This is a genomic window from Pseudomonas vanderleydeniana (assembly GCF_014268755.2).
Classification (GTDB): Bacteria; Pseudomonadota; Gammaproteobacteria; order Pseudomonadales; family Pseudomonadaceae; genus Aquipseudomonas; species Aquipseudomonas vanderleydeniana.
Window position 1 is genome coordinate 980,001 of record NZ_CP077093.1, and the last position, 21,426, is coordinate 1,001,426.

Below are 21,426 nucleotides of genomic sequence, written 5' to 3' on the forward strand. Positions count from 1 at the left end.
CCCTTAGTAGTGGCGAGCGAACGGGGACCAGCCCTTAAGTGGCTTTGAGATTAGCGGAACGCTCTGGAAAGTGCGGCCATAGTGGGTGATAGCCCTGTACGCGAAAGTCTCTTAGTCATGAAATCGAGTAGGACGGGGCACGAGAAACCTTGTCTGAATATGGGGGGACCATCCTCCAAGGCTAAATACTACTGACTGACCGATAGTGAACTAGTACCGTGAGGGAAAGGCGAAAAGAACCCCGGAGAGGGGAGTGAAATAGATCCTGAAACCGTATGCGTACAAGCAGTGGGAGCAGACTTTGTTCTGTGACTGCGTACCTTTTGTATAATGGGTCAGCGACTTATATTCAGTGGCGAGCTTAACCGAATAGGGGAGGCGTAGCGAAAGCGAGTCTTAATAGGGCGCTTAGTCGCTGGGTATAGACCCGAAACCGGGCGATCTATCCATGGGCAGGTTGAAGGTTAGGTAACACTGACTGGAGGACCGAACCGACTACCGTTGAAAAGTTAGCGGATGACCTGTGGATCGGAGTGAAAGGCTAATCAAGCTCGGAGATAGCTGGTTCTCCTCGAAAGCTATTTAGGTAGCGCCTCACGTATCACTCCAGGGGGTAGAGCACTGTTTCGGCTAGGGGGTCATCCCGACTTACCAAACCGATGCAAACTCCGAATACCTGGAAGTGCCGAGCGTGGGAGACACACGGCGGGTGCTAACGTCCGTCGTGAAAAGGGAAACAACCCAGACCGTCAGCTAAGGTCCCAAAGTCATGGTTAAGTGGGAAACGATGTGGGAAGGCTTAGACAGCTAGGAGGTTGGCTTAGAAGCAGCCACCCTTTAAAGAAAGCGTAATAGCTCACTAGTCGAGTCGGCCTGCGCGGAAGATGTAACGGGGCTCAAACCATGCACCGAAGCTACGGGTATCACGTAAGTGATGCGGTAGAGGAGCGTTCTGTAAGCCTGTGAAGGTGAGTTGAGAAGCTTGCTGGAGGTATCAGAAGTGCGAATGCTGACATGAGTAACGACAATGGGTGTGAAAAACACCCACGCCGAAAGACCAAGGTTTCCTGCGCAACGTTAATCGACGCAGGGTTAGTCGGTCCCTAAGGCGAGGCTGAAAAGCGTAGTCGATGGAAAACAGGTTAATATTCCTGTACTTCTGGTTATTGCGATGGAGGGACGGAGAAGGCTAGGCCAGCTTGGCGTTGGTTGTCCAAGTTTAAGGTGGTAGGCTGAGATCTTAGGTAAATCCGGGATCTTAAGGCCGAGAGCTGATGACGAGTGTCCTTTAGGACGCGAAGTGGTTGATGCCATGCTTCCAAGAAAAGCTTCTAAGCTTCAGATAACCAGGAACCGTACCCCAAACCGACACAGGTGGTTAGGTAGAGAATACCAAGGCGCTTGAGAGAACTCGGGTGAAGGAACTAGGCAAAATGGCACCGTAACTTCGGGAGAAGGTGCGCCGGTGAGGGTGAAGGACTTGCTCCGTAAGCCCATGCCGGTCGAAGATACCAGGCCGCTGCGACTGTTTATTAAAAACACAGCACTCTGCAAACACGAAAGTGGACGTATAGGGTGTGACGCCTGCCCGGTGCCGGAAGGTTAATTGATGGGGTTAGCGAAAGCGAAGCTCTTGATCGAAGCCCCGGTAAACGGCGGCCGTAACTATAACGGTCCTAAGGTAGCGAAATTCCTTGTCGGGTAAGTTCCGACCTGCACGAATGGCGTAACGATGGCGGCGCTGTCTCCACCCGAGACTCAGTGAAATTGAAATCGCTGTGAAGATGCAGTGTATCCGCGGCTAGACGGAAAGACCCCGTGAACCTTTACTATAGCTTTGCACTGGACTTTGAATTTGCTTGTGTAGGATAGGTGGGAGGCTTTGAAGCGTGAACGCCAGTTTGCGTGGAGCCATTCTTGAAATACCACCCTGGCAACTTTGAGGTTCTAACTCAGGTCCGTTATCCGGATCGAGGACAGTGTATGGTGGGTAGTTTGACTGGGGCGGTCTCCTCCTAAAGAGTAACGGAGGAGTACGAAGGTGCGCTCAGACCGGTCGGAAATCGGTCGCAGAGTATAAAGGCAAAAGCGCGCTTGACTGCGAGACAGACACGTCGAGCAGGTACGAAAGTAGGTCTTAGTGATCCGGTGGTTCTGTATGGAAGGGCCATCGCTCAACGGATAAAAGGTACTCCGGGGATAACAGGCTGATACCGCCCAAGAGTTCATATCGACGGCGGTGTTTGGCACCTCGATGTCGGCTCATCACATCCTGGGGCTGAAGCCGGTCCCAAGGGTATGGCTGTTCGCCATTTAAAGTGGTACGCGAGCTGGGTTTAGAACGTCGTGAGACAGTTCGGTCCCTATCTGCCGTGGACGTTTGAGATTTGAGAGGGGCTGCTCCTAGTACGAGAGGACCGGAGTGGACGAACCTCTGGTGTTCCGGTTGTCACGCCAGTGGCATTGCCGGGTAGCTATGTTCGGAAAAGATAACCGCTGAAAGCATCTAAGCGGGAAACTTGCCTCAAGATGAGATCTCACTGGAACCTTGAGTTCCCTGAAGGGCCGTCGAAGACTACGACGTTGATAGGTGGGGTGTGTAAGCGCTGTGAGGCGTTGAGCTAACCCATACTAATTGCCCGTGAGGCTTGACCATATAACACCCAAGCAATTTGCGAAACGAAGCAGATTGCGGTGTATGAAGACGAAGTGAACCGAAAGTTTGCCACGCACAACACACCGAAGACTGTCACATACCCGATTCGCTGGAGCGTTGCCCAAACAACGAGCTGGCTACAGAATTTCTTGACGACCATAGAGCATTGGAACCACCTGATCCCATCCCGAACTCAGAAGTGAAACGATGCATCGCCGATGGTAGTGTGGGGTTTCCCCATGTGAGAGTAGGTCATCGTCAAGATTAAATTCCGAAACCCCAATTGCGAAAGCAGTTGGGGTTTTGTCTTTTCTGGCGTTCGGAAGCGGACGCACAGCGTCCTGGGATGCATTCCCACGCAGAGCGTGGGAACGATCGGGGGCCGGGAGCCTGGGGGCATGGGGAGGGGACGGCGATGATTTGATCGTTCCCACGCTCCGCGTGGGAATGCATCCCCCGACGCTCCGCGTCACAGGCGCAGCATCATCCTCACCCGGCATAGATGTTAAAGTCCTGCCTCCGTTTCTGAATTCTCCAAGGAAGTCGTCATGCCGGACGCGACGTCACTCAATCCTGCGTTCATGGTTGTGCAAAGCAACAGCCCTGAGGAATTGCGCAGCCTGGTGATCAACGTGATGCGGCGTTATCCCCTGGCGCCCCTGGAGAATGAAATCGCCCTGGTGCAGAGCAACGGCATCGCCCAGTGGCTGAAACTGGCCCTGGCCGAAGATGCCGAGGACGACGACTCCGGTGGCTGTGGCATCGCCGCCGCCATCGACGTGCAACTGCCCGGTACCTTCATGTGGCAGCTCTATCGCATGGTGCTCGGCCGCGACGAGATCCCGGCCAAGTCGCTGCTCGACAAGGCGCCGCTGACCTGGCGCCTGATGCGCCTGCTGCCGGAGTTGATCGACCAGCCCCACTTCGAGCCGCTGCAACGCTTCCTGACCCACGACAGCGACCTGCGCAAACGCTACCAACTGGCCGAACGCCTGGCCGACCTCTTCGACCAATACCAGGTCTACCGTGCCGACTGGCTGGAGGACTGGGCCGCTGGCCGCCACCAACTGCGCAGCGTACGCGGCGAGATCAAGCCGCTGAGTCCGGCCAACTGCTGGCAGGCCGAGCTGTGGCGCGCACTGTTGCTGGACGTCGGCACCGAGGGCATGGCCCAGAGCCGGGCCGGTGTTCACCAACGGTTCATCGAGCGTATCAACAACCTCGAAGCAGCCCCGCGAGGCCTGCCGCCCCGGGTGATCGTCTTCGGTATCTCCTCGCTGCCAGCCCAGGCCCTCGAAGCCCTGGCCGGCCTGGCACGGTTCAGCCAGGTGCTGCTCTGCGTGCACAACCCGTGTCGTCACCACTGGACCGACATCGTCGCCGACAAGGACCTGCTGCGTAACGAATACAAGCGCCAGTCGCGCAAGGCCGGCATGCCGGTGGTCCTCGACCCCGAGGCCCTGCACCAGCACGCCCACCCGCTGCTGGCCGCCTGGGGCAAGCAAGGCCGCGACTACATCAACCTGCTCGACAGCTACGATGACCCGAGCAGCTACCGGGCGGCCTTCCGTGATGGGCGCATCGACCTGTTCAGCGACAGCACGCCGGCAACCCTGCTCAACCAGCTGCAGGACGACATTCTCGAACTGCGGCCACTGGCCGAAACCCGCGAGCGCTGGCCGGCCGTCGACCTGCAGCAGGACCGCTCGATCCGCTTCGAAGTCGCCCACAGTGCCCAGCGCGAAGTGGAAATCCTCCATGACCAGCTGCTCGCCCGCTTCAGCGCCAATCCGAATCTGCGCCCGCGCGACGTGATCGTCATGGTCCCGGATATCGATAGCTACGCGCCCCATATCCGCGCGGTCTTCGGCCAGCTCGAACGCAATGATCCACGCTTCATTCCGTTTACCCTGGCCGACCAGGGCCAGCGCGGACGCGATCCGCTGCTGATCGCTGTCGAGCATCTGTTGAAACTGCCCGACAGCCGCTTCCCGGTCAGCGAGATCCTCGATCTGCTGGATGTGCCGGCCCTGCGCGCCCGCTTCAATGTCCAGGAGCGTGACCTGCCGACCCTGCATCGCTGGATCGAAGGCGCAGGCATCCGCTGGGGCCTCAGCGCCGAGCAACGTGCCGACCTTGGTCTACCCGAGGCACTGGAGCAGAACAGCTGGCGTTTCGGCCTGCGGCGCATGCTGCTCGGTTATGCCGTCGGCACGGGTGAAGGCTGCGAAGGCATCGAACCCTACGATGAAATCGGTGGCCTCGATGCAGCCCTGATCGGGCCGGTGGTCGCCTTGCTCGACGCCCTGGAAATCGCCCACCAGGAGCTCTGCGAGCCGGCTCGCCCGCAGCAGTGGGGCGAGCGCCTGCAGGCACTGCTGCAACTGTTCTTCCTCGCCAGCACCGAGCACGACGACTACCTGCTGATCCAGCTCGAACAGCTGCGCGCCACCTGGCTGGAAACCTGCGAGGCCGTCGACCTGCAGGAAGAACTGCCGCTGACAGTCGTGCGTGAAGCCTGGTTGGCGGGTCTCGACCAGGGCCGCCTGTCCCAGCGCTTCCTCGCCGGGGCGGTGAACTTCTGCACGCTCATGCCGATGCGGGCGATTCCGTTCAAGCTGGTTTGCCTGCTCGGCATGAACGACGGCGACTACCCGCGCGCGCAGCCGCCGCTGGACTTCGACCTGATGGGCAGTGACTACCGCCCTGGCGACCGTTCGCGGCGCGAGGATGACCGCTATCTGCTGCTCGAGGCCCTGCTCTCGGCCCGCGAACAGCTCTACATCAGCTGGGTCGGCCGTAGCATCCGTGATAACAGCGAGCGCCCGGCCTCGGTGCTGATCGGCCAGCTGCGCGACCACATCGCCAGTGGCTGGCGGCTGCCCGACGCCGACGGCGAGCACTTGCTCGAGGCCCTGACCCGGGAGCACCCGCTGCAGCCTTTCAGCGCCCGCTACTTCCATGAGGGGGATGCCGGATTGTTCAGCTACGCCCGCGAATGGCAGCAATTGCACCAACAGCAGGCCCCCGCCGAGCTGGCCGATGAACTCGCGCCCTACCGCCAGGACGAGCCGCTGACCCTGGCACAGTTGCAGGATTTCCTGCGCAATCCCGTACGGCACTTCTTTAGCCAGCGCTTGAAAGTCTTCTTCGAGGCCGCCGAAGCGCCGCTGGCCGATGAGGAACCCTTCGTCCTCGATGCCTTGCAACGCTACAGCCTCAGCGACAGCCTGCTCGCGGCCGCCCTGCAGCAGGTGGACAACCCGCAACAGGCGCTGAACGACCAGGCCCGCCGCCTGCAAGGCAGCGGCCTGCTGCCCATGGCCGGCTTCGGCGAGTTGTTGCAGCAGGAGCTGATCGAACCGTTGCCCGGCCTGCTGGAGCGCTACCAGCAACTGCTGACGCTATGGCCGACGCCAGTACCCAGCGCCGTACCGGTCGGCATCGAGACCAGCGGCGTGCGCCTGGAAGGCTGGCTGGCCGGCCTGCACCAACGCAGCGATGGCGGCTACCTGGCCGTCACCACCATCCCCAACAGCATCGGCTCGCTCAAGACCCGCAAGTGGCATCGCTTGACCAAACCCTGGGTCGAACACCTGGTGGCCTGTGCCTGCGCACTGCCACTGAGCACCGCGCTGGTCGCCAGCGACGATACCCTGCTGCTGCCACCCTTGGAGCCCGAGCGGGCCAACACCCTGCTGGGCGAATTGCTGCTGGCCTGGCAGGTCGGCATGCGCCGGCCCCTGCCGGTGGCGATCAAGACCGCCTTCGCCTGGCTGGGCCAGCCGGACCCGGCCAAGGGCGAGGTTGCGGCCCGCAAGGCCTACGACGGCGATGGAATCAACAGCGAAGGTGAGCGCCGTGAAAGTGCGGCCCTGGCACGACAGTTCGCCGACTACGATGCGCTGGTCGCCAGCGAGGAATTCGAAGGCTGGTGTGACAGCCTCTATCGACCCTTGCTCGAGGCACCGTGGCGTTCCCTGGTCAACGAGGAGTCGCGCTGATGAATGACAAGACGCCATTGGCGCTGGCCTTCCCCCTGCGCGGCAGCCAGCTGATCGAAGCCAGTGCCGGCACCGGCAAGACCTTCACCATCTCCGCGTTGTACCTGCGGCTGGTCCTCGGCCACGGTGGTGAAGCCGCCGGCTTCGGGCGCGAGCTGCTGCCGCCGCAGATCCTCGTGGTGACCTTCACCGACGCGGCGACCAAGGAACTGCGCGACCGCATCCGCACGCGCCTGGCCGAGGCCGCGCGGTTCTTCCGCGACGAAACCGTCGCGCCGGACGACCTGATTGCCCAACTGCGTGCCGAGTACGCTGCCGAGCAATGGCCGGCCTGCGCCAATCGCCTCGACATCGCCGCACAATGGATGGACGAGGCCGCTGTCTCGACCATCCACGGCTGGTGCCAGCGCATGCTGCGCGAACACGCCTTCGACAGCGGCAGTCTGTTCACCCAGACCCTGGAAACTGACCACAGCGACCTGCTGGGCGAAGTGCTGCGCGATTACTGGCGACTCTACTGCTACAAGATGCAGGGCGACGCGTTGCACTGGGTTCGCGCCCACTGGGGGGGGCCTGACGCGTTGTTGCCACGGGTTCGGGCGCTGTTCGGAAATGTAGGCGAGGACATCAAGGACGGCGAGCCGGAGCCGGCCGAACTGATCGAGGCCTGCCTGCTAGAGCGTCGGCAGGTCCTGTTGCTGATCAAGGCGCCCTGGAAGCAGTGGGCCGCCGAGCTCCGCGAGATCTGCCTGCAAGGCGTGGCGAGCAAGACGGTCGATGGCCGCAAGATGCAGGCGCGCTACTTCGAACCCTGGTTCGAAAAGCTCACCGCCTGGGCCGAAGACGACGCGTTGGAGCAGTTGGATATCGGCACCGGTTTCACCCGGTTGACCCCTGAGGGCATGGCCGAGGCCTGGAAGGGCGAAGCGCCTCGACATCCCGCGCTCGACGCCATGGCTGGCCTCAAGGCCAGTCTCGATGACTTGCCGACTCCTGATGCCGCTGTGCTGGAGCACGCCGCCCGTTGGGTTGGCGCACGTTTCGAGGACGAGAAGCGCCGCCGTGCCGAAATGGGCTTCGACGACATGCTGCTACGTCTGGACGCCGCGTTGCGCGCCGAGGGCGGCGAACGCCTGGCGGGGTTGATCCGCGAGCAGTTCCCAGTGGCCTTGATCGACGAGTTCCAGGACACCGACCCGGTACAGTACCGGATCTTCGAAAGCATCTATCGCATCGAGGACAACAGCCCCGACGGCGGCCTGTTCCTGATCGGTGACCCGAAGCAGGCGATCTACGCCTTTCGCGGCGCCGACATCTACACCTACCTGCGCGCGCGCCAGGCCACCCACGGGCGGCTGCATACGCTGGATACAAACTTCCGCTCCAGCCATGCGATGGTTCGCTCGGTCAATCACGTTTTCGAACGCGCCGAGCAGCGCGAGCAGGGCCGGGGGGCCTTCCTGTTCCGCGACGGTGCAGACAATCCGGTGCCGTTCGTCTCGGTAGCCTCCCAGGGCCGCAAGGAGGCGTTCCAGGTCGACGGCCAGCCGCAGGCGGCGCTGAACATCTGGCAGTTGTCCTCCGAGCAGCCGCTGTCCGGCGCGGTCTACCGCCAGCAGTTGGCGGCCAGCTGCGCCAGCGAAATCGTCGGCCTGCTCAATGGCGGGCAGCAGGGGCGCGCCGGTTTCAGCCGCGACGGTCAATTGCAGGGAGTGCTGCCCTCGGATATCGCCATCCTGGTCCGTGACGGCAAGGAAGCGCAGGCGGTGCGCGGCGAGTTGGCCGCGCGTGGGGTGCGCAGCGTGTACCTGTCGGACAAGGACTCGGTGTTCGCCGCCCAGGAAGCCCACGACCTGCTGGCCTGGCTCAAGGCCTGCGCCGAGCCCGATGTCGAGCGACCCCTGCGCGCGGCCTTGGCCTGTATCACCCTGAACCTGCCGCTGGCCGAGCTGGAACGCCTGAACCAGGACGAACTGGCCTGGGAAGCACGGGTCATGCAGTTCCGCGGCTACCGTACCTTGTGGCGCACCCAGGGCGTGCTGCCGATGCTGCGCCACCTGCTGCATGACTTCCAGTTGCCCCAGGCGCTGATGGCCCGCAGCGATGGCGAACGGGTACTGACCAACCTGCTGCACCTGTCCGAACTGCTGCAGCAGGCCTCCGGCGAGCTGGATGGCGAACAGGCGCTGATCCGCCACCTGGGCGAGCACCTGGCATTGTCCGGCCAGGCCGGCGAAGAACAGATCCTGCGCCTGGAAAGCGACGAACAACTGGTCAAGGTGGTGACCATCCACAAGTCCAAGGGCCTGGAATACCCGCTGGTGTTCCTGCCGTTCATCTGTTCGGTGAAACCGGTGGATGGCAGCCGGCTGCCACTGCATTACCACGACAGTGACGGCAAGGCCCAGGTCAGCCTCAAGCCGACCGCCGAACTGATCGCCCAGGCCGATGACGAGCGCCTGGCCGAGGACCTGCGCCTGCTCTACGTGGCCCTGACCCGGGCCCGGCACGCCTGCTGGCTGGGCGTGGCGGACCTGAAGCGCGGCAATCACAACAGCTCGGTGCTGCACCTGTCGGCCTTGGGCTACCTGCTCGGTGGAGGGGCCGTGCTGGGCGAGTCCACTGCCCTGGCCGGTTGGCTGCGCGACCTGCAACAGGACTGTCCGGCACTGGCCTGCCAGGAACTGCCGGCCCCCAACGACCTGTCGTACCAGCCACCGCGCAACCAGGCGACCCTGCTCGAAGCGTTGCTGCCCAGGCGCAAGGCTGCCGAGCATTGGTGGATCGCCTCCTACAGTGCGCTGCGGATCAGCGAGCAGCTGGGCTCCGGCAGTGACGAAGCGCCGGAGAGCCCCCAGGCCCAGAAGCTTTTCGACGATGAGCGGCTGGACCCGGATGCACCGCGCGAGGTGGTGGCCAGTGGCGGTGATATCCATCGGTTTCCCCGCGGCCCGAATCCGGGCACCTTCCTCCACGGCCTGCTGGAATGGGCCGGTGACGAGCGCTTCACGGCCGACCGCGAGCTGATCGAAAAGGCCGTCGCGCCGCGCTGCAACCTGCGCGGCTGGAAAGGCTGGATCACGACCCTGAGCGATTGGCTCGCACATCTGCTGCAGGTGCCGTTCCGCCTGGGTGATGGTCAGCCACCGGTGGCGCTCAACAGCCTCGCCAGCTATCAGGTCGAGATGGAGTTCTGGTTCGCCAGCCACAAGGTCGACGTGCAGCAGGTCGATGAACTGGTGCGTCGTCACACCCATGGTGGCGTCGCCCGGGCCGCAGCCGAGCCGGTGTTGCTCAATGGCATGTTCAAGGGCTTCATCGACCTGACCTTCGAGCATGAGGGCCGCTACTACGTCGCCGACTACAAGTCCAACTGGCTCGGCGCCGACGATGCCGCCTACACCGAGCAGGCGATGGCCGCGTCAATCCTCGAGAACCGCTATGACCTGCAGTACGTGCTCTACCTGCTGGCCCTGCATCGCCAGCTCAAGGCGCGAGTGCCGGATTATGACTACGACCGACACATGGGCGGCGCCCTGTACCTGTTCCTGCGCGGTAGCCGTGCGCCGAGCCAGGGGGCCTATTTCGCCCGGCCGCCACGTCTGCTGATCGAGCAACTCGACCTGCTGTTCCAGGGCAGGCCCGTGCCGAAATCCGAACCTGCCTGGGAGCAGGGGAGTCTGCTATGAAACGTTCCTTCGCCGACCTGCTGCCCACCGCGCTGAACGACGACAGTCTCGCCGAGCTGGCGCCACTGAGTCGCGCCGAAGACCTGCTGCTGTTGCTCGAGCGCTGGTTCGAGCGCGGCTGGGTACGGGCGCTGGATAAAGCCTTCGTGGCCTTCCTGCATGAGCTCGACCCGCAGGGCGATCCGCTGGTGCTGCTGGCGGCGGCCCTGACCAGTCACCAACTGGGGCATGGGCATGTCTGCCTCGACTTGTTCGAGACCTTGAGCGAGCCGGATTTCGCCCTCTCGCTGCCACCGGAAGGCGACGTGCAGAGCGGGGCGCTGTTGCTGCCCTCGCAATTGCTGGTCGCGTTGGAAGGTGAGGCCTGGTGCCAGGCGTTGCGTGGCAGCCCGCTGGTGGCGTTGGCCGATGACGAGAGCCTGGAGGCCGGACAACGGCCGCTGGTGCTCAGTGGCCGACGGCTGTACCTGCGGCGCTACTGGACCTACGAGCGGCGCATCGACAGCGCCCTGCGCCTGCGGCTTGCCGAACAGGAAGCCCCCCCGCAAGACCTGGCCCGTCGGCTGACCGAACTGTTCGGTGCTGCCGGCAGCAGTGGCCGTATCGACTGGCAGAAGCTCGCCTGTGCCCTGGCCACGCGCGGTGCCTTCAGCATCGTCACCGGCGGCCCCGGCACGGGCAAGACCACCACGGTGGTGCGCCTGTTGGCCTTGCTCCAGGCTCCGGCGGTGGAGGCCGGCAAGCCGCTGCGTATCCGCCTCGCCGCGCCGACCGGCAAGGCTGCCGCGCGCCTGACCGAATCCATCAGTGCCCAGGTGCGTTCGCTGACCATCGATGAAACGGTGCGTGCCCGCATCCCCAGCGAGGTTACCACCGTACACCGCCTGCTTGGCAGCCGCCCGGGTACGCGGCACTTCCGCCATCATGCCGGCAACCGCCTGCCCTTGGACGTGCTGGTGGTCGATGAGGCGTCGATGATCGATCTGGAAATGATGGCCAACCTGCTCGATGCGCTGCCGGTGCACGCGCGGCTGGTGTTGCTGGGCGACAAGGACCAATTGGCCTCGGTGGAGGCCGGAGCGGTGCTGGGTGACCTGTGCCGCGATGCCGAGGAGGGCTGGTACAGCGCCGCCACGCGGGCCTGGTTGCAGGCGGTCAGTGGCGAGGACATCGGTGCCGGCGGCTTGCGCGAGGCCACCGAAGGCAGCCATCCGTTGGCCCAGCAGGTGGTGATGCTGCGCCACTCGCGCCGCTTCGGTGAAGGCAGCGGGATCGGCCAACTGGCGCGCCTGGTCAATCAGCAGGCGGCCGACGAGGCCCGTGCGCTGTTGCAGGCGGGTGCGCATGCCGACCTGTTCGCCTTGGCCCTCAAGGGCGAGCAGGACCGCAAGTTCGACAAGCTGGTCCTCGATGGCGAAGGCAGCCAGCGCAAGGGCTATCGGCATTACCTCGACGTGATGCGCGGCCATCGCCCACCCGCCGGGCGTGACCTCGATGACCCGTGCTGGGAAGACTGGGCACGCGCGGTGTTGCGCTCCTTCGACGAATTCCAGTTGCTCTGTGCCGTGCGCAAGGGACCCTGGGGCGTCGAGGGCTTGAACCAGCGCATCACCGCAGCCTTGTACGCGCGGCGGCTGATCGACAGCGACCAGCACTGGTATGAAGGCCGACCGGTGCTGATGACGCGCAACGACTATGGCCTGGGCCTGATGAACGGCGACATCGGCATCGCCCTGCGCCTGCCCGAACGCGATGGCTTGGACGCGGGCAAGCAGGTGCTGCGGGTAGCGTTTCCCCGTAACGATGGCCAGGGTGGGGTGCGATTCGTGTTGCCGAGCCGCCTGAACGATGTCGAAACCGTCTACGCCATGACCGTGCACAAGTCCCAGGGGTCGGAGTTCACCCACACTGCGCTGATCCTGCCCGAGGCGTTGAACCCGGTGCTGACCAAGGAGCTGATCTACACCGGGATCACCCGCGCCAAGGACTGGTTCAGCCTGCTCGAACCGCGCGGCGGGGTGTTCGAGGAGGCGGTGCGGCGCAAGGTCAAGCGCTTGAGCGGACTGATGCTGGAGCTGGGCTGACCGGCAGCGGCCGCTCGATGCCCATGAAGCGGCGCACCCGCTCACCCTGATCGCCCTCGCGGATTTCCCGCGGGCTGGCGTCGAGCTGCACCACGCCGTTTTCCATGAAAATCACCCGGTCGGAGATCGACAGGGCGAAGTCCATTTCATGGGTGACGATCAGCATCGTCATGCCTTCGTCTGCCAGGTCGCGGATCACCTTGAGCACATCCCCCACCAGTTCCGGGTCGAGCGCCGAGGTGGGCTCGTCGAACAGCATGATCTTCGGTTCCATCGCCAGCGCCCGGGCGATCGCGACCCTTTGCTGCTGGCCACCGGACAACTGGTGCGGGTACTTGTCGGCATGGGCGAGCAGGCCGACCTTGTCCAGCAAGGCGAGGGCCTGCAGTTCGCTCGGCTCACCGCGCTGGCCGTGATAACGCGGGGCCAGGGTGATGTTGTCGAGGATGCTGCGGTGCGGGAACAGGTTGAAGTTCTGGAACACCATGCCGATGCTGCGCACGCCCCGGCGGATCTGCGGGCTGTTGGCGCGGTCACTGGCGCTGATGAAACTCTCGCCGAACAGGACGATTTCGCCCTGGTCGATACTTTCCAGGCCGTTGACGGTGCGGATCAGCGAGGTCTTGCCGGAGCCGGAGGGACCGATGATCGAGATCACCTGGCCGCTGCCGACGTTCAGGTCGATGCCCTTGAGCACCTCGTGGTTGCCATAGCGCTTGTGGATATTGCGCAGCTGCAGCGCCGGGGCGGCTCCGGCCACCTGCTGCGGGCGGATGTTCGCCGGTGATGGCCGCAGGCGCGCCCTGAGGCTGGCAATGGCGCTGTCGGCGAGGGTCTGTGACTTGCGCCGGTTCATGTCCAGGTGGCGCTCCAGCCGCTGCAGCAGCCAGCCGAACAGGCTGACGATCAGCACGTAGTACACCGCCACCGCGCCGAGGGTCTCCATCACCAGGAAGTTCTGGGCGTAGAGCCGTTGGCCGACGGTGAGGATCTCGGTGAGGGAAATCACCGAGACCAGCGAGGTCAGCTTCACCACGGTGATGTACTCGTTGATCAGCGTCGGCAGCGAGATGCGGAACGCCTGGGGAATCACGATCAGCCGTTGCAATCCCAGCAGGCCGATGCCGAGGGCGCGGCCGGCTTCCTTCTGGCCCTTGGCGACCGAAATCAGCCCGCCGCGATGGATCTCGGCCATGTAGGCGGCCTCGGTGACCACCAGGGCGAACAGCCCGGAATAGAACGGATTGGACAGCACCTGGCCCGTGGCCGGGAACAGCTGCGGCAGGTTGTAGACGAACACCACCAGGACCAGCAGCGGGATGCTGCGAAAGAACCAGATATACACCGCGGCCGGCGTGCGCAGCCAGGCCGAAGTCGACAGCTTGGCCGAGGCCAGGACGAAGCCCAGCAGCATGCCGATGAACCAGGCCAGGGCACTGAGCTCGACCACCGTGACACAGGCCTGCCAGAAGGCGGGCATCGAGAACAGCGAAAGGAAATAGGGCCAATCGAATTGCATGGGAACCTCGGTGATCCAGGGCCTGGCGCCTTCGGGGCAAAAACATCGTCCTCTGGAGCGGACAACATCATCCCTTGTGGGTGACGGCCGGGCGGTGCTCTGCTGGCTGGCGATGGCGTCGGTTCAGTCAGCCGTGAGGGTGGCTGTCAGGACGCTATCGCCAGCAAGCCGGCTCCTACAGGGGGGGCTTACTCGGCTGCTTCCAGCGCGTACTTGTTCAGGATCGCCGTGTACTCGCCGCTTTTCTTCGTTTCCTCGAAGGCCTTGAGTAGCGCCTGGTAGGTGGCGTCATTGCCCTTCTTCACGAAGATCCCCAGGGTCTGCTGGTAGATCGGGTGTTCAGTGGTCACCAGCACCCGGCCCTTGGTCCGCTCGGCGATCATCTTCGCCGCGCCGGCTATCTCCACCTGCGCCTGGATATTGTTCGACAGCAGCGCCTGGGTGACTTCCGGCGCCGAAGGGTACTCGCTCACGGTGATCGCACCCTTGCCCTTGGGCACGCAGTATTCAGCCGACAATTTCTGGAACTGCGCCACCCAGGTGGTGCCCTGTTCCAGGCCGACCTTGAGCCCGCACAGGTCCTCCGGGGCCGTCGGTTTCAATACGCTGTCCCGGGACACCATGATCGCCGCGCCGGTCTTGGCGTAGGCGATGGTCATGGCCTGGGTCTGGCGCTCGGGGGTGATGTACATGCCGGAAATGATCGCGTCGAACTTGCCGGCGTTCAGGCCCATGATCAGGCTCGGGAACTTGGTGTCGATGAACTCGGCCTTGCTCTCCAGGTGCTTGGCCAGGGCGTGGGACAACTCCGGATCGGAGCCGACCACGTTCTTGTCGGCATCGTAGGACTCGAACGGCGGGTAGGTGATTTCCATGCCGATTTTCAGTTGGCCGGGCGTGGCGGTCGCGGCGGCTAGGGCGCTGCCGGTGCAGAACAGGGCGGTGGCGAGCAGGGTCAGGCCAGGGAGATGCTTGAGCATGGACGGTAACTCCGGGTTGGGTAGGTAGTCGGCAGGGTCAGGAGGGTTGTGCCTGGTTTTTCAGGTGACCGAAGCTCGACGGCTTGCGGGCTTTTTCCGGCAGGGTGATCTCGCCGTTCTCCACGCGTCGGCGCAGGTACTGGTAGGTCTGCAGCGCCTGGCCGTACATGTGCTCGCCGATGGCGATCTGTTCGTATTGCTGGCCGGCCTTGGCGAAGCTGGGCAGCGGCTGGATCAGGGTGTGGTAGTCGCAGGCATAGAACAGCGGGAACGAATAGCGCTCCTCGCTCACGGTGCGCACCCGGTGGGCGGTAGCGACGAAGGCTCCGGCGGTCATCACCTCGAGCATGTCGCCGATGTTCACCACGAAGGCATCGGCAATCGGTGGCGCGTCGATCCACTGGCCCTGGTCATTCAGCACCTCCAGGCCGGGCTTGTCGGCCAGCAGGATGGTGAAGCACTCGTAGTCGGTGTGGGCGCCGATGCCCGGGGCGTCCTGGGCGGCGTCATCGAACGGGTAGTGGATCAGCCGCAGTTTCGATGGCGGCCGGGTGACCAGCGCATCGAAGGTGTTTTCCTCCAGCCCCAGGGCCAGGGCGAAACCGCCGAACAGCTTGCGCCCGAGGGCGAAGACTGCGGCGTAGTAGGCCTGCGCCGCCTCCTTGAAACCTGGCAGCGGCGGCCATTCGTTCGGTCCCAGCAGCGGGGTGCCGGCCAGCACCAGCGGATCGTCCGCCGGTACTTCGAAGCCGATGTCGAAGGCTTCCTTGTGGTCCGGCTTGCCCTTGGCATACACCTCTTCACCCTCGGGCACGAAGCCCTTGTGGGTCTTGGAGGTGCCGATGTAGTGCTGCATCTTGGTTTCCAGGGGCTGCGCGAAGTAGTCGCGAGCCGCCTGGCGCAAGTTGGCGATCAGGTGCGGGGCGATACCGTGCCCGGTGATGTAGAGAAAACCGACCTCGCTGGCCGCGGCGCCCAATTGATCGGCGACGGCCAGGCGATGTTCCAGTTCGACGCTGAACAGGCCGGTGATATCCACCACCGGAATGCTCTTGAAGTTGGCCTGGGCCGGAATGCTGTGACTGTTCTCAGGCATGACGCGAACGCCTCACGGTTGGGTTGGCTGACGGAAACGGTCGAAGTGCTCGCGCTCGGTGCGGGCCATCCACACGTTGAGCGACCACAAGTCGGCGACCGGGACATTGGTGAAGGGCAGGTGGTGCAGGTAGCCGTCGGCGCCGAACTCCGGGGTCAGCGTGCTGACCGGGTAGCCGCGCGCCTGTTGTGAACGCCAGACGCTCTCCCAGTGCGCCTGGTGGAAGGCCAGTTCGCGGGCGTACTCAGGGGCTCCGGGGTGGGGGACCTGCGGGCCCTGGTCATAGCCGACCCGGGCCTGGATGTGATGGACGCGTTCGACGAACGGTCGCAGGTCGTCGGCCGGGTCGTCGAGCAGGCGCTCGCAAGTGACCACCCAGTGGCTGATATCGCTGGTGAAGCGCAGGTCGGGCAGTTGCCGGATCAACTCGAGGGTGACCCAGGGATTGAACAGTGAGCGGGCGCGGTGGGTTTCAAAGCTGCAGGTCAGCCCCTGTCGCCGGGCCAGCTCCATGGCTTGCCCGAAGAACTCCACCTGCTGCGTCAATGGCCAGCGATCGTTGCCGGCCAGCACGTTGACGAATCGCGGCTGCAGTTCGGCAGCCCAGGCGAGTTTCTGTTCGAGGTCGTGCAGATGCTCGGCTGGCGCGGCCGACTGCTCGGGGAGCACATCATAGGCGGTGAACACGGTGCTGATGTAGGGCGTATGGTTGGCGCGCAGAAAGGCGGCGAACTCGGCACGTTCGGCGGCTTGCAGTGGCAGGCGGGCTTCCATGCCGTCGAAGCCGGCCTCGAGCAATTCGTCGAGTGCCTGGGCCTTGCTGGCGGCATAGCCCCAGAGGGTGCGGAAAATCTCCAGTTTCATCAGTGAACCTCGACCAAACCTCAAGCTGCTCGGGACCCGCCAGGACACGGAGCCTGGGCGAGCGGTTACGGCAGTTGGAAAGGTTGTGTCGAGCCGGCCCTCTGTGGGGTGGTCTCACTGACGTCTGGCGGACGGTCATGCGGCGGGTCATCAGCCCGGCATGAGCGAAACGCGATGGGCCGATCTTAGGCAGCCCCGCAGGCGAGGAAAAATAGCAAACCTCAAATCGATACTTCAGAGATTTCTAAACCATTAGTCGGCTATGCATGATCTCAATCTAACGCTGTTTTGCCAGCTATATGCTATCGTTGCGGCAATATTCTGACGTAGCGCCGAGAGAATTCTCACATGAATATGGCTGCCTGGATGATGTGGCGGTTTTTTGGCTCAAGACAGTTCCTGATGTCCGTCCTGTGTGGCCTGTTCATGCATTCGAGCATGGCCGACGAAGCCCCCGGTGGAGCTGCCGACCAGCGCGCGCAGGCCGTCACCCAGGTGGTGCTGGGCATCCTCAGCTATGCCCGCTGGCCGGTGGAGCCGGCGCAGTTGCGCCTGTGCATCATCGGGCCGACCCAGTACACCGACGACCTGGTCAAGGGCGCGACCCAGGCCAGCGGCCGCCCGGTGCTGGTACAGCGCCTGCTGGCCAGCAGCACGGCGGTCGCCAGCCACTGTGACGCGGTGTACATCGGCCAGCTCTCCACGGACGAGCGCAACCAACTGTTCACCGCCCTGGCCGGGCAGGCGGTGTTGAGCATCAGCGAGGAGGGGGACCAATGCGTCGTCGGCAGCCTGTTCTGCCTGCGGGTCAGCGACGACCAGGTGGCCTTCGAGGTCAACCTGGACTCGGTGGCCCGCAGCGGCGTGCGCATTCATCCCAGCGTCCTGCAGTTATCCCGTCGGCGGGCCGCACAGCCATGATCGGCCTGCACAAGCCTGACAGTCGCCGCAGCCTGCGTTCGGTGCTGGGCCGTGGCCACATGCTGGTTGCGCTGGCGGCGGTCGGCCTGGTGAGTGTCTCGCTGACCTTCCTCGGCGTGCTGGCGCTGCGGGTCTACGCCGACCACAACCTGCACCTGATTGCCCGCTCCATCAGCTACACCGTCGAGGCGGCGGTGGTGTTCAACGACAAGAGTGCGGCAACCGAGGCCCTGGAGCTGATCGCCTCCACCGAAGAGGTGGCCGAGGCCGAAATCTTCACCGCCAGCGGACAGCGCCTGGCCCATTGGCAACGGCCGGAAACCGGCCTGTTGTCGAACCTGGAGATGCAGTTGGCCCGGGGCCTGCTGGAGCAGCCCATCGAGTTGCCGATCCTGCACCAGAATCGCGAGGTCGGCAGTGTTCGCCTGACCGGCCACGGGGCCAGCCTGATGCGCTACCTGCTCAGCGGCCTGGCCGGCATCCTGGTGTGCAGCGTGTTGGCGGCCTGGCTCGGCCTGTACCTGGCCCGCCGACTGTTGCGCGGGATCATCGTGCCGCTGCGCAGCCTCGCCAAGGTGGCCCACGCCGCCCGTAGCGAGCGGACCTTCGACCGACGGGTGCCGCCGGCGGAAATTACCGAGCTGGACAACCTCGGCAACGACTTCAATGCCCTGCTCGACGAGCTGGAGGTCTGGCAGGCGCACCTGCAGAGCGAGAACCAGACCCTGGCGCACCAGGCCAGCCACGACAGCCTGACCGGGCTGCCCAACCGGGCGTTCTTCGAAGGCCGGCTGATGCGCGCCCTGCGCAATGCGGCCAAGCAGGGCGAACGGGCCGCGGTGCTGTTTCTCGACAGCGACCGCTTCAAGGAAATCAACGACACCTTCGGCCATGCGGCGGGTGACGCGGTGCTGGTGGCCGTGGCCACGCGCGTGCGTGCGCAACTGCGCGAGGGCGACCTGGTCGCGCGGCTGGGCGGTGACGAGTTCGCCGTGCTGCTGACGCCCCTGCACAGCATCGAAGACGCCGAACGCATCGCCGAGAAGATTATTGCCAGCATGGACCTGCCGATCCCGGTGCCGGGCCAGGCGCAGGTGATCACCTCGCTCAGCGTTGGCATCGCCGTCTACCCCGATCACGGCAATACCCCAGGCTCGCTGCTCAATGCTGCCGATGCCGCCATGTACCAGGCCAAGCGCCTTTCCCGAGGCAGTTCACACACCGCGCAGTCGGAGCACGGCGCCGCCTCAGTTCCTACCAGGAGTTGAACCCTTGCAGATCTTGACCCAATGTTCCCTGCGATTTCTCAGCGTCGCCCTGTTGATGGCGCTGCTGGCACTCGGCGGTTGTCAGACGGTCCCGCCGAAAGGCCTGAGCCCGACCCAGGTTGCGGTCCTCAAGCAGCAGGGTTTCCAACTGACGGATGACGGCTGGGCCTTCGGCCTGTCGGGCAAAGTGCTGTTCGGCAGCGACCTGGACGGGCTGAACCCGGAAAGCCAGACCATCGTCGAGCGGATCGCCAAGGCTCTGTTGAGCGTCGACATCCAGCGGGTGCGGGTGGACGGTCATACCGACGCGTCGGGCAAGGACGACTACAACGAACAGCTCTCGGTACGCAGGGCCAACAGCGTGGCAACGGTCCTGCGGCAGTCCGGCATGAAGCCGGAGAACATCCAGGTCCGTGGCCTGGGCAGCCGCGAACCGGTGGCCAGCAACAGCACTGCGGCCGGTCGCACGGAGAACCGCCGGGTGGCGATCGTGGTGATCGCCGACTGATCGCGCAAGGGCAAGCACTGAGGTCCCTCCCTGTGGCTGGCTCTTCCCCTGTGGCGAGCGGGCTTGCCCGCGCCGGGGCGCGTAGCGGCCCTGACGCCGGGTAGCAGGGAGTGTCAGCCAGAATGGAGATTCCGGCTGTACGACTGCTTCGCAGCCGAGCGCGGGCAAGCCCGCTCGCCACAAGCCGGTTTTTTCTCTCCAGCCTACAGCACTGCCCATTGCTCGTTACTGGCACGTATTTCAAGGTGTGGAAGCGGCAGCCATCCGGTGACCTGGTTGTTGGCTAAGGTGGCTGTGCGCGGGACACCTTGTGGAAACCGGTCTCTGTGGCGAGCGGGCTTGCCCGCGCTGGGGCGCGTAGCGGCCCTGACGCCGGGTAGCAGGGAGTGTCAGCCAGAATGGAGATTCCGGCTGTACGACTGCTTCGCAGCCGAGCGCGGGCAAGCCCGCTCGCCACAAGCCGGTTTTTTCTCTCCAGCCTATAGCACTGCCCATTGCTCGTTACTGGCACGTATTTCAAGGTGTGGAAGCGGCAGCCATCCGGTGACCTGGTTGTTGGCTAAGGTGGCTGTGCGCGGGACACCTTGTGGAAACCGGTCTCTGTGGCGAGCGGGCTTGCCCGCGCTGGGGCGCGTAGCGGCCCTGACGCCGGGTAGCAGGGAGTGTCGGCCAGAATGGAGATTCCGGCTTTACGACTGCTTCGCAGCCGAGCGCGGGCAAGCCCGCTCGCCACAAGCCGAGAGTTTCCCTCCACCGTTGGCCCTATCCCACCACATGCTGCTTGTCTGGTCAGGGGAGTGCACCTTGCCTGCGCCCTACTTCATCAGTCGTAGAAACGCATATCGCGGCTCTCGCCCATCAGCAACGCCTGGTTGCGCTCGGTGATCTCGCGGATGTAGTCCCATAGCAAGGTAATGCGCTTCAACTTCCTCAGATCCTCCCGGCAATACATCCAGAACTGCCGGGTGATGTTCACCTCATCCGGCAACACCGGCAGCAGGTTCGGGTCCTGCGCCGCCAGGAAGCACGGCAGGATCGCCAGCGCCCGGCTCTGCTGCGCCGCGACGAACTGGGCGATCACGCTGGTGCTGCGCAGGTTGGCGGTGGCGTTGGGCAGCAGGTTGGCCAGGTACAGCAGCTCGTTGCTGAACGCCAGGTCGTCGACGTAGCTGACGAAGCGGTGCCGGCCCAGGTCGCTGGCGCGGCGGATCGGCGGGTGCTGGTCGAGATACTGCTGGGTCGCATACAGCTGCAGCCGGTAGTCGCACAGCTTGCAGCACACATACGGCCCGTGCTCCGGCCGCTCCAGGGCAATGACGATATCCGCCTCGCGCTTGGACAGGCTGATGAAGTGCGGCAGCGGCAGGATATCCACCGAGATCGCCGGGTAGGCGTCGACGAAATGGCTCAGTTGCGGCGTGATGAAGAAACTGCCGAAGCCCTCCGTGCAGCCCATGCGCACATGCCCCGAGAGCGCCACGCCAGAGCCCGAGACCTGCTCGCAGGCCATGTGCAGGGTGCTTTCGATCGACTCGGCATAGCCCATCAGGCGTTGACCCTCGGCGGTCAGGACGAAGCCGTTGGTGCGCGACTTTTCGAACAGCAGGGTGCCCAGGGCGGCCTCCAGCGAGCTGATGCGCCGCGACACCGTGGTGTAGTCCACCGCCAGGCGCTTGGCCGCGCTGCTGGCCTTGCGGGTACGGGCAACCTCGAGGAAAAACTTCAGGTCGTCCCAGTTCAATGAACCCAAAGACGTGATGTTTTTTTGCATGTTGGTCCGGTTTTTATGTGCGTTCTTATTAGAAGAATGCACATCTATACTCCAAAAACAGTCCAG

11 protein-coding genes and 2 rRNA genes (1 of these 13 cut by a window edge) are annotated in these 21,426 nt (G+C 63.9%); 8 read left to right on the forward strand and 5 right to left on the reverse strand.

The genetic code is table 11. The annotated features are described in order from the left end of the window. The 5 genes from HU752_RS04345 to recD all read left to right on the forward strand — a co-directional run. Nucleotides 1–2,656, forward strand: a 23S ribosomal RNA gene (locus tag HU752_RS04345); it begins 235 nt to the left of the window's first position. A gap of 148 nt (nt 2,657–2,804) precedes the next feature. Continuing rightward, a 5S ribosomal RNA gene (gene rrf / locus HU752_RS04350) occupies nt 2,805–2,920 on the forward strand. A gap of 284 nt (nt 2,921–3,204) precedes the next feature. Continuing rightward, nucleotides 3,205–6,660: an exodeoxyribonuclease V subunit gamma gene (gene recC, locus HU752_RS04355; protein ID WP_186689121.1), complete on the forward strand. Its 3,456-nt coding sequence runs from the start codon at nt 3,205–3,207 to the stop codon at nt 6,658–6,660. After that, nucleotides 6,660–10,349, forward strand: coding sequence for an exodeoxyribonuclease V subunit beta (recB, locus tag HU752_RS04360; RefSeq protein WP_186689122.1), 3,690 nt, complete (start codon nt 6,660–6,662; stop codon nt 10,347–10,349). Before recC ends, recB begins: the two co-directional genes overlap by 1 nt. Then, nucleotides 10,346–12,433 carry an exodeoxyribonuclease V subunit alpha gene (recD, locus tag HU752_RS04365; RefSeq protein ID WP_186689123.1) on the forward strand — a complete coding sequence of 696 codons (2,088 nt, stop codon included), beginning with the start codon at nt 10,346–10,348 and terminating at the stop codon, nt 12,431–12,433. The genes recB and recD overlap by 4 nt, the downstream gene beginning before the upstream one ends. On the opposite strand, the gene HU752_RS04370 is transcribed toward recD, so the two are convergent. From HU752_RS04370 to HU752_RS04385, 4 genes are all read right to left on the reverse strand, one after another. Continuing rightward, entirely contained in the window at nt 12,396–13,952 is a 1,557-nt protein-coding gene (locus HU752_RS04370; protein WP_186689124.1) for an amino acid ABC transporter permease/ATP-binding protein, read from the reverse strand. The two genes, recD and HU752_RS04370, sit on opposite strands and share 38 nt — an antisense overlap. 188 nt (nt 13,953–14,140) lie before the next feature. Further along, nucleotides 14,141–14,932 (reverse strand): ABC transporter substrate-binding protein, encoded by a 792-nt coding sequence (locus HU752_RS04375; protein ID WP_186689125.1) that lies wholly within the window; start codon nt 14,930–14,932, stop codon nt 14,141–14,143. A gap of 37 nt (nt 14,933–14,969) precedes the next feature. Then, nucleotides 14,970–16,028 (reverse strand): isopenicillin N synthase family dioxygenase, encoded by a 1,059-nt coding sequence (locus HU752_RS04380; RefSeq protein ID WP_186689127.1) that lies wholly within the window; start codon nt 16,026–16,028, stop codon nt 14,970–14,972. A 12-nt stretch (nt 16,029–16,040) separates the two neighbouring features. Beyond that, nucleotides 16,041–16,892 carry a sugar phosphate isomerase/epimerase family protein gene (locus tag HU752_RS04385; RefSeq protein WP_186689128.1) on the reverse strand — a complete coding sequence of 284 codons (852 nt, stop codon included), beginning with the start codon at nt 16,890–16,892 and terminating at the stop codon, nt 16,041–16,043. Between the two features lie 348 nt (nt 16,893–17,240). Here HU752_RS04385 and yfiR point away from each other — a divergent pair, with 348 nt between their 5' ends. The 3 genes from yfiR to yfiB are packed head-to-tail and all read left to right on the forward strand — an operon-like array spanning nt 17,241 to nt 19,589. Continuing rightward, nucleotides 17,241–17,813, forward strand: coding sequence for a regulatory sequestration protein YfiR (gene yfiR, locus HU752_RS04390; RefSeq protein WP_186689130.1), 573 nt, complete (start codon nt 17,241–17,243; stop codon nt 17,811–17,813). Beyond that, the gene (dgcN, locus tag HU752_RS04395) at nt 17,810–19,081 is read left to right on the forward strand and encodes a diguanylate cyclase DgcN/YfiN (protein ID WP_186689132.1); all 1,272 of its coding nucleotides are present in this window, start codon (nt 17,810–17,812) and stop codon (nt 19,079–19,081) included. The genes yfiR and dgcN overlap by 4 nt, the downstream gene beginning before the upstream one ends. A gap of 4 nt (nt 19,082–19,085) precedes the next feature. Then, nucleotides 19,086–19,589 (forward strand): outer membrane lipoprotein YfiB, encoded by a 504-nt coding sequence (gene yfiB / locus HU752_RS04400; RefSeq protein ID WP_186689136.1) that lies wholly within the window; start codon nt 19,086–19,088, stop codon nt 19,587–19,589. Nucleotides 19,590–20,412: 823 nt separating this feature from the next. Here the strand turns inward: yfiB and HU752_RS04405 are convergent. Then, nucleotides 20,413–21,360, reverse strand: coding sequence for a LysR family transcriptional regulator (locus HU752_RS04405; protein ID WP_186689242.1), 948 nt, complete (start codon nt 21,358–21,360; stop codon nt 20,413–20,415). Nucleotides 21,361–21,426: the final 66 nt, after the last annotated feature.